The organism is Pseudomonas fluorescens, assembly GCF_003732425.1.
GTDB lineage: Bacteria > Pseudomonadota > Gammaproteobacteria > Pseudomonadales > Pseudomonadaceae > Aquipseudomonas > Aquipseudomonas fluorescens_BE.
Map to the genome: position 1 here is coordinate 63600 of NZ_MOBX01000014.1, position 14052 is coordinate 77651.

The following is a 14052-nucleotide window of genomic DNA, read 5'->3' on the forward strand; positions in this document are numbered from 1 at the left end:
TTCGCCCGTCAATGGCGGGTTTCAGGCCCGCTAGTGTTCTGCGGTTTCTGCGGATCAAGATTGTCCCGTGCCCGGCAAATCAGGATCTCGGCCAGCGCGCTCAATTGCTTCATCGCCACCGCCACATGACGTTTCGAGCCGTCGAACTCATCGGCAAAGTTTGCGCTGATGGCCGCAAGGGAATCGAGGATCTCGCTGGCGTGGGTGAGCAGGGTCAGGGTGTCGACATCGTCGCGCACTCTGATGAGCTGATTGAGCGGGATGCTACGCCGCCGGTTGTGCGCTTCGCTGCGTGCGGTGGTATTCGATTGCGGTTGGGTGCTGGACGTTGGCGCATCGGACGGTGCCGGGCCAACCAGCGAAAGGCGGGTGATTTTCTTCATGACGTAGCTCCGTGGAGTGAACATTCACTGCAATTGCGGCTGCCAAACCGTCCGCTGGATGGCAGTGGTCGTGGAGCGTAACGCCATGAGGAAAGGTGCACCAGTTCATCAAAGTCGACGCGTGTTGCGGGAATTTTCCTAGGACGTTCGATGTGGGACGGAGGACGTGGCGATTAAGCGCTATCGGGTTTTATTCGCTGGCTTGAGTCCGGTGCCGGGAACTCAATACTCCGCCACCTTATCTTCGCGCAGAACCCACCCGGCCTCGCCCGCCATCAACGTGTATTGAACCTGGCGCATCTTCCCCGTGCGGCCTGCGCCTGCGTCAGCGCTGTCATACACCGGGAAGCGCTGCACCAGCGTGTTTTCCACCACTGCAAACGAATCCTCGCCCTGATAGCCCTCGGCGATTTTCGGATTGTCGCTGACCGGCGGCAGGTAGATTTCGCTCAGGGATTTCTTGTTGTTGGCGGAATAGGCGATCAGATCGCCCGGCATGCCGCGTCCGGGCGAGCGGGTAAACACGTAGAGTTCGGGGGAGCCGTCGTTATTGAGGTCAGCAACCTCGGCACGCACGACTTCACCGGTGAGCGCCTGGCGGATGACCGCGTTATCGATCGCCAGACCTTTGGGGGTGATGCGCAGCGTCGGTTTGCCATCGACCTGTTCGGTGCTGACGTGAAAGGCAATGCCCTGCAATTCCAGCGTCTGGTCGAATGGCTGTTTCCCGCTGGAGGCATCGCCATTGACCCGTCTCAGAGACAGCTGGTAGTTGGCCACTTCGTTGCGCCGTGCGGCATTGCGCATGAGATAGACCTGAACCGTGTACTCGCCATCGGCCGGCAATGTTCCGAGGAAATGATTGCCCATGATCGAGCCGTTGAACAGCGCGTAATCCGCACCCTTGGCGGTGATGTTGAAGTAGGCGGAGGTGTTGGACGGTTTGAAATCGACGGTGAGCAGTTGGCCGGCCTTGGCGTTGAATCGGTACTCCGCCGTCTGGTCGCCCTTGATCGACTGTTTGCGCTGGACACTGTCGGCGCTGGTTGTGAAATCGATCGGTTCGACGCGCACAGCGCCAGTATCTGCCGCGAGGACAGGCAGAGAAATCAGTGCGGCCAGTGCGGCGGCAATCCAGGTTTTCATCTTCAACTCCATTGCATCTCGATGTACGCAGCTTAGAAGCTGCGTCGAGCAGGCGCCCAGTGATTACGCGGATTAAATGTTGCTGGATTTGAGCACGTGCTTGAAGTGATGTTCCCTGACACGAATCAGCTGTTCACATAATTCTCACCTGAGTTTTGCGATGATCATTGCCGGTATTCCATCGGCCCGAGCGAGTGATCCCGTCATGAATGTGAGCGTTCTCTACGCTTTGGTTGCGGCAGCATTGTTTGGCGCCAGTACGCCACTCGCCAAGCTGCTGGGGGTACAGATTTCGCCGATTCTGTTGGCCGGATTGCTCTATCTGGGCAGCGGTCTGGGTTTGACCGTCCTGCGTTTCGCCCGCGATCGAGGCTGGCAGCGGTCCGGACTCGGCACCGGCGAATGGCCGTGGCTGATCGGAGCCATCGGCTTCGGCGGTGTGCTGGCGCCGGTGGCGTTGATGTTCGGTTTGACCAGAACGTCCGGCGCGAGCGCGTCACTGATGCTCAACCTGGAATCAGTGCTCACGGCACTGCTGGCGTGGGTAGTGTTCAAGGAAAATGCCGATCGGCGAATCGTGATCGGCATGCTCGCCATCGTGGCCGGCGGTATCGTGTTGTCCTGGCCGCAGGAGGCCGTGTCGGCGCAGGACTGGACAGGTCCGCTGGCCGTCGCCTTCGCCTGCTTTTGCTGGGCCATCGACAATAACCTCACGCGGAAAGTCTCTGCCTCGGACGCGCTGTTCATCGCCGGCAGCAAAGGTCTTGTGGCGGGTTTGGTCAATTGCGGCCTGGCCTTGTTCATCGGCACGCAAATGCCTGCCGCCGCCTCGCTGGTGCCCATCCTGTTGGTCGGGTTTCTCGGCTACGGCGTCAGCCTGGTCATGTTCGTCCTCGCCCTGCGCGGGCTGGGCAGTGCGCGCACCGGCGCGTACTTTTCCACCGCGCCGTTTCTGGGCGCCGCTATCTCGATTCTGCTGCTGGGCGAGTCGGTATCGCTGATGTTCCTGCTCGCTGCGGCATTGATGGCCGTGGGGGTATGGATTCACCTGATGGAAAACCATACTCACGAGCATCAGCACGAACGGCTCGAGCACGATCATCGTCATACACACGACGAGCATCATCAGCATACGCACGGGGTTGAATGGGATGGAAGGGAGCCGCACAGTCATCCCCATGTGCATATGCCGATGCGTCACCAGCATGCGCATTTTCCGGATGTGCATCATCGGCATGAGCACTGATTGAATGTCTGAAACCTGACGATTGATATCACTGTGATATCTTTTTTTAGTCGGTTTCTTCAGTCTTTCATTCGAGTCATTCCATGAAACCCTTTTTCCTGCTGCCCCTTGTGACCCTGTTTTCGGCCTTCAACGTCGCCGCTGCTCCCTCACCGGTGACGTCGTTTGCCGCTTGTGACGATCACTCACTGGCCGTTGTGCAATCACCTTTGATCAAGGATCTGGTGCCGAGCACTGTCGAAAATGGCCAGATCAAATTGTCCGGTGGCACCAAGAGCGACATGGGGCAGCGCTGGATTTTTGCCAAACCGGTCGAGATCGATGGCATGTCGTTGACTGGCTTTTACGCCGAAGACATGGACCTGATGGGCACGCGCATCATCAGTTGGGGCTTCTACGCCAAGCAGACCCCGAATGAACTCCACACTCAACTGGAAAAAGCCGGCGGACCACGCCTGGACATGTCGCAGGGACTCTACGCTCGCGCGGAAATCTGGTCCCACGGCAAATCCAGCTGGCAGCCGGAAGATCCTGCTGCCACGGCCGGTAAACTGGTGGTCGACAGTGCTGAGCGCGTGTTCCTGATTGAACCGGCTCCGGAAGAGCTGAGTGCTGGGAGTAAGGGGATGTTCACCTGCTCGATTCAGGGCAAGGTTAATGAGGCGATGCTTAAGTCCAGTCGTCCGGATTTGGTTAGTGTTGCTCGTTGATTGTTCTGGAGTGCAGGTATGGAAAAGGACGACATTAGGTCGTCCTTTTTTGTGGGTGGGGCATTGCCAGGGGTATTGAGCCTGAGCGATTGCAGGCTGCGGTCTTGTGTGTCCGGTTTGGCTAAGGTGCAGATGCGACAAAGCCCGCACTAGGCGGGCTTTGTCGTTGAGAGTTGGTGGGCCGGGGTAATCTGAATTCGTTTAGTAAACTATTGATTTATGGGGTTAAAATAAATTTTTATTTTCAGCTGGAATACCGATTGGAATACCGTTCAGTTGAAAATTGCTTCGCCCAGGATTATTCAGAGTTTCCAGTCGAGGATCGTGTGGGTAAAAAGTGGTCGTTGCCTGTAATGTCGCGAATATTTATATACGGTAAGCGCCTGTGCAGCCGCCGGCTAAGTAGTCGATCCGTGTCCCTATGGAGGAGGTCCCCTCGCTCATGATCAATTAGGCGCTGGACTCAGTCGGGTGGTAATCCCTCTGTGTAGCGCCGAGCTGAAGGTCGTTTCATCCGCTGCATCATAGCTGCTTCCACCTAGGCCTCCAAAACACTTGGAAGCAACCGGAATAGCGGCCTTAAGCCACATTCTCGCTATTTCGAACCAAGCATTCCCTCACCATCTTCGTCCTCATTGCCTGGGACTTAACGCTCTTTTGTTCTTGCGAGGAGGCTGAAACCCGCTGTGCCCAATGGCCCTGAATGATATAGTCTTGAGTGATGGTATGTTGCTACCATCAGTCCCTCGGAAGGCCGAAATTTCAAGGAGAATCATATGCCCCGCCTTAAAGCACTACTACGGAAAAGCAAGGCATCTTTGAAGAAATAGTCTCGGAGTGTCGGTAAGCGATCCAGCGCGATTCATGCCTGATCGATGGGTTTACGTGTTCCAAATAGATGAATGGATCGGACGATGGATGATAATGAAACCAGTTATTGGTACCAGTTTAGAGCTGCTCTTGCATCACGTTCAAAAGATCCGTGGGGGCACCCTTCTTTCGTAATATTCTTTTTTGTCGGTGTTTTATTTTTTGGCGGCCTTGGGATATGGGTTGAGATAGTGCGAGTTAACGTGCTTTTCTCAAGTGAGGCTAGTTTTAAAACTATCTGTTTTGCGATAAATGTTTTTTATCCCTCGTTAGGCTGTGCATCAATGCTGCAGTTTATTATGGGGGATTACCCTAAAATGCTCCGTGCATTAGGTGTATTACTCTGTTTGATCTTTGTTATTGCATGCGGTTCAATTGGATTTCTGCAGTTGTACACTCCACTTGGCTTGGTTGTTGAAATCATTCTTTCAGCTCTTGCGTTGTGGAGTTGGTGGATAGCCAACGCAAAAAATCCTGACTTCCTAGAACCGGATCCAACCGCTGCATATGGACCCGCAGATGCCAGCACTCCACTCTCAGGCAATTTAGATGGATTTAAGGTATAAAAATGAGTAAGCCAATTACATATCCATTGACGGTGCCCGCACTACAAGTGTTTCAACCTCTTGGGGTTTTCTATGTTATATCACTTCCCGCTAAGGTAGTACTTCAAGTTGCGGAAAGCGAACGATTGCGAGCGGTATACTCTAGCGAGACAGGGACTTACCACCTAGAAGGTACTCAGCGAGAAAGACAGGAAAAACGTCTGGATTCAATTACAGAGTATATAAATCGTTCTGATGCCGCGTTTCCTAATGCGATCATATTAGCTGCTAATAGTCGATCAGATGTTGATTTGGATAGTGAAGGGCAGGACGAGTTTGGAAACGAAGAAGTAGAATGGTTTGTTTCAAAAGGGGCGGGCGGGGGTTATGAACTTACGATTCCATCGCAGGCAAAGACTGCTTCAATAATCGATGGGCAGCATCGTTTATTTGGATTTGTAAACGCCAATCCAGAGCGGCTTGATATGGATTTAGTTTGTGCAGTATTCATAGACTTGCCACTACCTTTTCAAGCGCAACTGTTTGCTACTATTAACTCTACGCAAAAGCCAGTCGATAAGAGTCTGACTTATGAACAGTTCGGCTACAATATTGATGATGAGACGCCGGAGTTCTGGACGCCGGAAAAACTTGCAGTTTTTTTGACCAGAAAACTCAGCACGGAGGCGGATTCACCTATCCAAGGCAAAGTCTTAATAGCTCCCAAAAAAGACTCTCACCTACAAGCGCTATCCTTGAACCGCTCATGGCGCGTGTCAACGGCCGTTATAGTTGAAGGTATCCTGAGGCTTATTTCATCTAATCCTAAGCGTGATGCTAATTTCATGCTTACAGGAAAAAAGAGCCCTAGACAAGAGTTGCTCGAATATCGTAAGGATAAGTCACCCTTGCGTGATCTGTACTTGCAAGGAAATGATGCTCTGATATATAGAATTGTTAGCAATTATTTAGCTGCCTGCGACGATGTTTTTTGGAGTAGCGCTACAGCAGAGTCGTTTATTACTAGAACCGTCGGAGTGCAAGCTCTCCTTGATATACTTCGTTCGATGGCGATAAGCGTGGTAGGAAATAAGGACGTTAGTGTGGAATATTTCACAACGACTTTGCTACCTGCCGGGAAGATAGATTTTTCAGACGTACAATTTAAGAATGCGTCAGGGTCTGGGCGGTCGATGATTGCACGATCGATTAAGGGAGCCATAGGGCTGAAATGATAATTTTAACCTGCTTACCTCGATCAAACTGTTTGAGGTAAGCAGTTACTTAGCTAGTAAGCGAGCCACGAGGTATGCCTACCGCAGGGTCGGCAGTCGCCAACTGCGGCATCTCTGGTGAGCGCAAGCCACGTCATCTTCGATCGAGGCAGCCTGAGGTAAACAGTTAAATACGTGGTGCAGCAGTCCAAACATACGGTAGTCTCGATGGGTGACCGTCTAAATTATAAATATCTTAGTTCCTATCTCCACTAAGCGTAATTTTCGAGAGTGAATTATTTCCGCCGTCCAAACTGGTTCGGCAGCTATTTGCTGATTTAGCGTAGATGTCGATGCAGCGAATACAGCTCTTTTCTCTGCGAAACTTGCTGCCCCCACATTGTTATTTTCAAACTGACTCAGTATTGTGAGATTGCCCAGTGTATCTAATAATGGGTCAAGTTCGTCGTCACGCTCATTAGCATTTTCCGCGTAAACATGTTCAATAGTTGCCATTTCGAAATCAAATACTCTCACCTTGTCTCTGCATAGAGGACTGCCTTGTGCGCCGCCATCGTACCAGTTGACGAAGTGTTCAAGGGTCATAAGGAAGTACTTAACTATTTTCTTAGATTGCGAGCGCGGATAATGAAGCAGTGAGAGACGATCTCTAAATAAATCATCTGGTGCATGGGTTTCTAATAGTTCGCGGAGGTCATTGGTTAGCGTGCGTGGATCATACTTGGCCGGATTCCTTCGTATGTCAACCGCATGCCTATTAAAAATACTAATCGCTTCAGTCTTGGACGCTTCGACAATAATTAGGTAACGAAAGCAGAATTTTTCTAATACATGTATGACTTTTGAAAAAGTAACAGGTGACAATAGTGACGCAGCAGAGATGATTAAGGGCATACAATCGGTTTGTTTCAAGTGGACGATGAGTAACCTCAATCGATCACGATCCCATATGGTCACACTTTGATGGGGGGTACAAGGCCATTCACCTCGGAGAATGGTCTCCAGTAAACTCACCTCAGTCCTCAAGATGCTTACCGCGGAGCCTATTTCGCGCGCGACACCAATAGTGATTTCATTCTCATTGCTCAGTGCAGGAAACAACGCGTTCTGTACGTCGGTCAGTAATGTTGCCTGGTTGGGCGACGTTCCCATATTGGAAGCATAAATCCAGCTCAATGCGTCGCGTATATCAACGTCTTTGCCGCTTAAAATATCATCCCAGCAAGTCTCTACGACCCCGAGCTCCGCTGCTGATACTAATGACTCCATTGCTTCCATAGTGCTGGAGCGCAACAATTCAGCCTCAGTGAGGCTCACGCCACGGTCATTTAATACTTGGAATAGCATGTATGCATGAGCGCGTGAGGACGCCCCCATGTGAATTACGGTCCAGTCGGATTCAAATACGTCGTGGACAGCATTCAAGGCGGTAGCCTTTTCATCATCGGTATTTTGGCTGGCAACGATTTGAGCTAATTTGGTTCCTATCATATCGTAAGCTAGCTGCAACAACCGGTGCGACTTTCTTTCCGCCTGTGCCGGGCGCCCTGCAGCCATTTGAGAGTAAAATTCATGATCAGGCACAGATAGGTTTAGACGCGGTATTTCCCGCACTCTTAGTTGAATAGAATCGGAATATATTTGATATTTTTTTTCAAAGGAATCCGCTCTTTGCCGTAGAAATGCATCGAGCTCTGAGTTTTCCGGCAAAGTATCCGCGAGCGCTAACATTGTACGTTTTAGTTGCATCATCAGAATCTGAAATGTAACCAGTCTTTGCTGGCCGTCAATCAATTCGTGATTGTGGCGGCTGCTTCCTTGCACTGGGGCGGCAGCAGTTACAATACCACCAAAAAAGTGATCCCTTCGCTCTCCTGCGGCACGTGCAAGGAGGCACTGATCTAGATCTTTGATAAATGCTGAAACCTGGTCAGGACCCCAGGCGTAATTTCTTTGGTAGCGAGGTACCTCAAATGTTATCGTTCCGCCCAGAAGATCTGCAATTGACTGGTGTACGGGATGAATGTGCATCCGTTGAGAATCCGTCATTCGTGAGTATCCTTCTCTTTCCAAATTCCATAATAAGCAACTAAAAAGTCCTCTAGGTTTTCGGGACTAGTTATTGTTTCACGAATCCTATCAAACCCACTGGCGGCGTATCTATTCAAGAGACGGTCTCCCTCCGCACTCAAGCGAGTAGAAGACGTTAAGTCTAATAGCCTGACCATGACTCGTTCAATATCTGTCCTGTTGTCGGAAGCGACTTCTCGCCGGGTCAGTTCTGCGTCCACCAGCAGCCCGGCAATTAATTCTGCTTGCCCTTTATAGCTGTCGGGGTAGCTGTCTAAAAATTTTTCTTGCTCTATATTCTTTTCGTCTCCTAAGTGACGAGCATCTAAACCCAAAAGAAGACAGCAATAGTAGGCGTCGAAAAGTAGAAAGCGAGGAGCTAATTCCCTCTTAGGTTCGATTGATCTAGCGAACATACGATTTGAATCAAAGTTGAAAAAACTTCTCATTCCAACAGGCGCTTGGAAGCTCATAATGCTGACTCCGGTGCCTGGAAGTTCTTGAAAAATTCGAGACCTTCTGTGATTTGCACGTTACCACTTTTAAAAGGCGTTACAGTAATATACTTAACGTCTGCGCTTTTTCTATAAAATGACTCCGCAAATCCATCGCGTTCGCTTGATATAACAAACATTATCATCTGACCGAAAAAATCAGGGATGATTTCACCGACTTCTTTCCTGGCAGCGTTGTCTAGCGAGACGGCCGGGCTGTCAACGATAAATGGCAGCTTGTAAGTGGCCTCCGCTAAAAGAGAGGTTAGAAACGCATAAGCGATAGCCAACTTTTGCCCTTCACTTGCGCCAGCTTTTGCTCCAAGCCCAGGAGATGAGAGAACCAGGCCTCCTTCAATTTTGGAAACCTCAATCATTTCATTTTTATTGATTCTTTTGAGTTTTTCATTAGTTGCGAGTCGGACACGCTCCCGCAGTATTTCCAAAGCGATTTGTACAGTTGTTGTAATCGCGTTTTTAAGCTGATCCCCCTGCAGTGCGAAATTTCGAGTTCTTGTCGCCGTTTCTAGTCGAAATTTTCGATTTTTCAACTCTGTCTCGCAGAGTGGAAGGTTTGTCTCCCAGGTGGCACGTAACGCTTTATGACGAAGCGGGTCTTTTGTCGTCAGTCGTTCACTACTCGCCGTTAATTTTTCCATCTCGGCTATGCAGTTACGTAGTTCAGAGCGTTGAGAGTTTAGAATCTCATCACCTTCAGCAATCTTTGCGGATGCTACCCTGTCTCTCTCATTACTTAGTTTGCGTCGTTCGATTAACTGCGCTTGCAAACTGGAAATTGCTTCGGATAATCCGTCTGCATCACCGGAGCTTTCCCTAAGCGCCAGCTTCATTTGGTTAATTACAGAGATTTGATCCTGCGCAAGATAGCGTTCAGCACCCTCACTGATAGCATGTCTTTCTTCGTGGCCAATGGGTCTACCGCACACGCACGTATCTTGTGCAGAAAGCTCGCGAAAGAATTCCCGTGAAATTGTTTCAGGTAGCTTTAGTTCGTAAAGTTTCCCGCCCAAGTTTTTTAATCTGGACAAGAGAACTGGATGAACTTGCGATGGCCTCCGCAAAATTTCCAGAGCTTGAGTGCTCAGGATATTGATGTTGTCATCAGTTTCTGATTTCTTCTCGTAAATATCAGACAATTTTTCGCGAAGTTCGGAGTCTTCGGCTATTCTGGCCTCTATCTGCGCCTCTAGTCGTGATCTATCTATATTTAGCTGGGAAATATGTGATAAGACCCGCTTGCTGGACTCCTCTAGACGTTTTTTCGCTGCTTCCGCTTCTGCAAACGCGTTCTCGAGCTGAGTAATGCCTTTTTTCTCTTTTGCGGCTGTAACTGAGGCTGCTCTGCGTTGCTCTTGTTCAATAAGCGCATTAACACGTTGTTTTACAGCATCGATGGTATCAAGGCCATATAATGCTCGAATCGCTTCTGCAGCCCGCGTTTTACCAAGATCAATAATTTGGGTAGCTAACTCACCGTTGAAAACGAAAAGTTCGGTAAGGGCTGGCTTCAGTAATAGTCGCAAATCCGCTGGAAGATTGCGGCCTTCGTCGATACCACCCATTCGTTCACCGGCACGAGCAGTCCAGTAAGAAGCGCTTGATTCAATGAAGTTAAGTCTGAGCTGCAGCCGAATTACTTTGGTGTCTACTTGAAGTCTTACTTCAAAGAGCCCGTGCTCCACACTATCGTCAGCCCGCAAAGCTCGGACGTTAGCTTTAGTCAGGTCTGCGCCGCTCAGTGTTGCTCTAAGCAACTCCATCGTCGTTGTTTTACCAGTCCCGTTAGGCATTTGAACTAATGTCCAACGTTTTGGGTTAGGGCCCAACTCGATGTCAATATCTCGTAGGCCTCCCCGTATATTTTGACTGCTCCAGCCAGTTAAACGCACGTCCATGTTATTCCTCCGGATCAACAATGACAGATAAGCTTTCCATAGTATCTCTCACTTCACTATCATCGTAGCTACCCGAGAGGACATGTTTTATCAAAAGGCGAAAGCGCCTTTTAAAGTCTTCATTTTGATCCGGCATACCTACCAATACACTGTCAATTGCTTCTAGAACTGCCGAATTTATTTCCATTAGACTGCCTTCACTTGTAAGGAATCAGAGGCTAAGTCTGAAGTTTTTATTTGAGCTAAAGATAAAAACCACTCTCTGCGCTCTTCGTCCGCATTTAGATAGCCATCTTCTTGGTTTTCTTCTTCGCTTAACGAAGGTTCAATAAAGTCGATAACACGCGCCTTTTTTAACGTATTATTGGGATCGATACGTAAACATCTGCCTAGGCGTTGGATCGTTTCAAGTCTAGCGCGAGAAGATGAGAATAAAACAATATTATTTACTGAGTGTATATCGATACCTTCAGATATGCGATGGCAAGTGACCAGGCACTTTAGACTTCCGTCAGCGAAGAGCTGGAGGTTTTTGCGATCGTCATCTTGGTAATACGTGTGGTAATCAGTACTATATTCCATTAAAATTTTTTGTACTAAAGCTCCGTACTCCGCGGTTTCTACAAAAATAATACAGCGCTTTAGTATGTCTGGGTTTTTTGATACGAACTCTCGAAACGGTTGGATTTTTTCTTTTGTAAGTTTTCGGATACGAGAAATATTTCTGTATAAGGTTTCTATAGGCTCTGCTTGGCCAGACTTTATTTTGGCATAGTGACTACGAATTATGGCTCTAATGTCAGCTCTATCTAATGGGGATAGGAAGTATCTGAGTTCAATGTAATCCATTTCACACAATACACCTCGCTCAATCGCCTCTCTCAAACCAAAACGAAAAATCGTCGGGCCAATTTCTTTTTGAATAAATTCGTTACCTACTTGATCGTAGGTCCTATCTGGTGTCGCGCTTAGGCCTAGTCTGTAATGAAATTTTATTAGTCGTCCTGCCAATTTCTTTACCAGTGCCGTAGAGCCTAAGCGATGAACTTCGTCACACACCAATAGACCTTGTGCAATCTTAGCTTCATCAAGCTTAGTTAATACCTTGTCAAGGTTATCTAATGAAATCAATAGAACGGAATTATTTAAATCATTGATGAAGGCGAGAGATTCACGGTGTTGGGCATACGCACGATAAATCCTCAAGTTTGTCTGTTTTAGAAGTTCTCCATACCACTGATCTAGCAGGTCTGTACCAAAAGCCGCGACGATAACGATTTCTATCAGTCCCTCGTTGGACAGCTGATTGATGATGTTCAAGGCTGTGCGCGTTTTCCCCGAACCGGTTGCCATCTCCAGAACACCGTTGTGAGTGCTCAGGAATGCTCTCATCGCTTGAAGTTGATGAGCCCAACGGCTAGAAAGCGGTGTAGGGGAGGTCATCCGATATCCCTACGATGGTGTCGCGTTAGGCAACGTGTCATTTCCACAATCCTTTGGTGGCTTTAGGACCGCCGGTTGACGCCACAGGCATCGGTCGAATTCCTTGTCTGCAAGCTCACCGCCCGCCCAGAATAGGCGTTCTGAGTCAAAATGATACTATATCCGGCGGGCGGAGAATATCCATTGACCGCTTCAGGTTTTGTCAAAGGCCGGGAGCGTTGTGCAGGGTTGTGCGATATCCTCGGCGATTGCCTCAGTCTCATCGGTGGGGACTTCGAAGTCTTACTACCGTGAAACTGCTCGCATGAGATGTCAAGGTAACGAAAAACCCTATCCTGGAAGGGAGCTGTGGCGCGTTTACTGAAGACAACCGTGCGCACCGAGCCTATCCAATGTGTGTTTTTGCGGAAACTTCCCATCAGGAAATAATCTTATGGAATTGAAAATCTCTGATGTTTGCATTTGCGCGAACGACAACTGGGATAGTATTGTTACTTATCGTGTCCGAGAAATTAACAAAGATGCGTATGTATTGGAGCCTGCTTCTGATCCCTTTAGTGGTAAAAACCTGCGGGCCGTGCCAGTAAGCGAACGCGGCGCATTATGGATTTATCCATTCTCGCTATTTTCACATGAAAGATATAGGGCGCTTGCTGAGTCAATGCACACTATTGGAGACTTGGTTTGTGCTCTGTTGGGCAAGCACAAAGATTTGCCGCTCGAAGAATTAATCAGTCTGATGATAAAGCATAAGGATAAGTACAAGTTTAGGGACGAACACGCACCTTGGATCCTACGCTGCCTCGTTGCTGCCAAAAAAATTGTAGCAAAGCAAAAGGGGAAAGCCGTAGTACTTTCCCTTTCTCCTGCCCAAAGCGCACGCGAGAAACAACGAAAATTCTCCGCAACAATTGCCTCCGAATTGGCCTCATTGAGCGAGCGTGTCAGGTTTATAATCGACCACGGTCCTACCGTGGGGACTTACCGAGAAAATCTGCTGCAAAATTCACTTAGAAAGCATCTTCCTGAACGTTACCACGTCGCAACAGGATTCATCTACGGACTTAAAAAACAGATCGACATTCTGATCTACGATCGGATTGACTATGCGCCCGTATTTCGAGAAGGGGACCTTGTGATAGTGCCTCCAGAATCGGTACGTGCCGTCATTGAAGTCAAGACCAGTCTCACAGCTGAAAATCTTGTATCCGCATTAGAGTTATTGGATTTAGCCTCGTACTTCGACGACAAAGAGCCGCCATTCTTTAAAGGTATATTCGCATTCGAGAGTCCTTTGAAAAGTCATGTTTTGTACGAGAAGATCGCAAAATTTTATACTGATTGGAATTTACAGTCACAGGGCGGGCCAGGCGAGATGATTTCGCGACCATTCCAACATTTGACGTGCGCCTGCGTTAACAATAAGACCTTTGCATACACGCGGTATACACGAAATGAAAATGGCAGATTGGTTCCAGTACTATGCTCCAAGAATAGCGCGACCGACCTCGAAAGCCAATCCAGCTTCTTCATGCAGAGTTTGCTGTCCCATCTTAAATTTGGTGGCATGAAGCCGTTCAAGATGGATTACATGGGAAGAATGCTTGGCGAAGATACGTATAGCGAAGATATCAAGGACCTGAGGGCAGGCGATGACAGTTGGGGCGCTTACTTCGGCTTTGACGAAGGCGATGAAGAGGAAATTGCAGTCGAAGAAATGGAAAAACTTATCATTGGAGCACAGCGCTGGTTGGACGGAGAAGATAATTTTGATGCGTAGCTACCCGCTCGATGCTTGAAACGCAGGTGCGTCCCCTTGGCAGACAGTTTTCGCAGTAACGGCCGGTGCTTAGCTAGGCGGAGGGCGCGTCTTGACACTCTGAAAGTCGAAACGAGTCCGCGGGGTAATTTGGACGGGGTGATTCAATCGATTTTTGAAAATTTACCGGCTTAGGATAAAGATTAGCTCTTTCACCTCTGGTATAGGAGAGCAT

Annotated in this window: 11 protein-coding genes; 5 read left to right on the top strand and 6 right to left on the bottom strand. The window is 48.9% G+C overall.

Annotated features, from left to right (window positions below; genetic code table 11):
• Positions 1-8 precede the first annotated feature (8 nt).
• Both BK670_RS17345 and BK670_RS17350 read right to left on the bottom strand, forming a co-directional pair.
• A complete protein-coding gene (locus tag BK670_RS17345) occupies positions 9-383 on the bottom strand; it encodes a DUF6124 family protein (protein ID WP_123451499.1) in 375 nt (124 codons plus the stop codon).
• 222 nt (positions 384-605) lie between these two features.
• Positions 606-1529 (bottom strand): hypothetical protein, encoded by a 924-nt coding sequence (locus BK670_RS17350; protein WP_123451501.1) that lies wholly within the window; start codon positions 1527-1529, stop codon positions 606-608.
• A gap of 205 nt (positions 1530-1734) precedes the next feature.
• Here BK670_RS17350 and BK670_RS17355 point away from each other — a divergent pair, with 205 nt between their 5' ends.
• The 4 genes from BK670_RS17355 (at position 1735) to BK670_RS17365 (ending at position 6135) form a co-directional block, all read left to right on the top strand.
• A complete protein-coding gene (locus BK670_RS17355; protein WP_123452818.1) occupies positions 1735-2775 on the top strand; it encodes a DMT family transporter in 1041 nt (346 codons plus the stop codon).
• 83 nt (positions 2776-2858) lie between these two features.
• The gene (locus tag BK670_RS17360) at positions 2859-3485 is read left to right on the top strand and encodes a hypothetical protein (RefSeq protein WP_123451503.1); all 627 of its coding nucleotides are present in this window, start codon (positions 2859-2861) and stop codon (positions 3483-3485) included.
• A gap of 914 nt (positions 3486-4399) precedes the next feature.
• Positions 4400-4921, top strand: coding sequence for a hypothetical protein (locus BK670_RS29520; RefSeq protein ID WP_148047034.1), 522 nt, complete (start codon positions 4400-4402; stop codon positions 4919-4921).
• A gap of 2 nt (positions 4922-4923) precedes the next feature.
• The gene (locus BK670_RS17365; protein WP_185036793.1) at positions 4924-6135 is read left to right on the top strand and encodes a DGQHR domain-containing protein; all 1212 of its coding nucleotides are present in this window, start codon (positions 4924-4926) and stop codon (positions 6133-6135) included.
• A gap of 219 nt (positions 6136-6354) precedes the next feature.
• Here BK670_RS17365 and BK670_RS17370 read toward each other — a convergent pair whose 3' ends face one another.
• The 4 genes from BK670_RS17370 to BK670_RS17390 all read right to left on the bottom strand — a co-directional run bounded on the left by BK670_RS17370 (position 6355) and on the right by BK670_RS17390 (position 12058).
• Positions 6355-8184 carry a DUF262 domain-containing protein gene (locus BK670_RS17370; protein ID WP_123451505.1) on the bottom strand — a complete coding sequence of 610 codons (1830 nt, stop codon included), beginning with the start codon at positions 8182-8184 and terminating at the stop codon, positions 6355-6357.
• On the bottom strand, positions 8181-8678 hold the full coding sequence (locus BK670_RS17375) for a hypothetical protein (RefSeq protein ID WP_221178374.1): 498 nt from the start codon (positions 8676-8678) through the stop codon (positions 8181-8183). Before BK670_RS17375 ends, BK670_RS17370 begins: the two co-directional genes overlap by 4 nt.
• Positions 8675-10615: a coiled-coil domain-containing protein gene (locus BK670_RS17380; RefSeq protein WP_123451507.1), complete on the bottom strand. Its 1941-nt coding sequence runs from the start codon at positions 10613-10615 to the stop codon at positions 8675-8677. Before BK670_RS17380 ends, BK670_RS17375 begins: the two co-directional genes overlap by 4 nt.
• 186 nt (positions 10616-10801) lie before the next feature.
• Positions 10802-12058, bottom strand: coding sequence for a DEAD/DEAH box helicase (locus BK670_RS17390; RefSeq protein WP_123451509.1), 1257 nt, complete (start codon positions 12056-12058; stop codon positions 10802-10804).
• 433 nt (positions 12059-12491) lie between these two features.
• Here BK670_RS17390 and BK670_RS17395 point away from each other — a divergent pair, with 433 nt between their 5' ends.
• Complete coding sequence (locus tag BK670_RS17395; RefSeq protein ID WP_123451511.1) at positions 12492-13838, top strand: DUF6602 domain-containing protein; 1347 nt, start codon at positions 12492-12494, stop codon at positions 13836-13838.
• The last annotated feature ends 214 nt before the right edge of the window (positions 13839-14052 follow it).

Bases quoted from the DNA above. Each gene is read 5' to 3' on its own strand.
- BK670_RS17370 (WP_123451505.1), bottom strand. From the start codon at position 8,184: ATGACGGATTCTCAACGGATGCACATTCATCCCGTACACCAGTCAATT.
- BK670_RS17390 (WP_123451509.1), bottom strand. From the start codon at position 12,058: ATGACCTCCCCTACACCGCTTTCTAGCCGTTGGGCTCATCAACTTCAA.
- BK670_RS17365 (WP_185036793.1), top strand. From the start codon at position 4,924: ATGAGTAAGCCAATTACATATCCATTGACGGTGCCCGCACTACAAGTG.
- BK670_RS17355 (WP_123452818.1), top strand. From the start codon at position 1,735: ATGAATGTGAGCGTTCTCTACGCTTTGGTTGCGGCAGCATTGTTTGGC.
- BK670_RS17350 (WP_123451501.1), bottom strand. From the start codon at position 1,529: ATGAAAACCTGGATTGCCGCCGCACTGGCCGCACTGATTTCTCTGCCT.
- BK670_RS17345 (WP_123451499.1), bottom strand. From the start codon at position 383: ATGAAGAAAATCACCCGCCTTTCGCTGGTTGGCCCGGCACCGTCCGAT.
- BK670_RS17380 (WP_123451507.1), bottom strand. From the start codon at position 10,615: ATGGACGTGCGTTTAACTGGCTGGAGCAGTCAAAATATACGGGGAGGC.
- BK670_RS17395 (WP_123451511.1), top strand. From the start codon at position 12,492: ATGGAATTGAAAATCTCTGATGTTTGCATTTGCGCGAACGACAACTGG.
- BK670_RS17360 (WP_123451503.1), top strand. From the start codon at position 2,859: ATGAAACCCTTTTTCCTGCTGCCCCTTGTGACCCTGTTTTCGGCCTTC.
- BK670_RS17375 (WP_221178374.1), bottom strand. From the start codon at position 8,678: ATGAGCTTCCAAGCGCCTGTTGGAATGAGAAGTTTTTTCAACTTTGAT.
- BK670_RS29520 (WP_148047034.1), top strand. From the start codon at position 4,400: ATGGATGATAATGAAACCAGTTATTGGTACCAGTTTAGAGCTGCTCTT.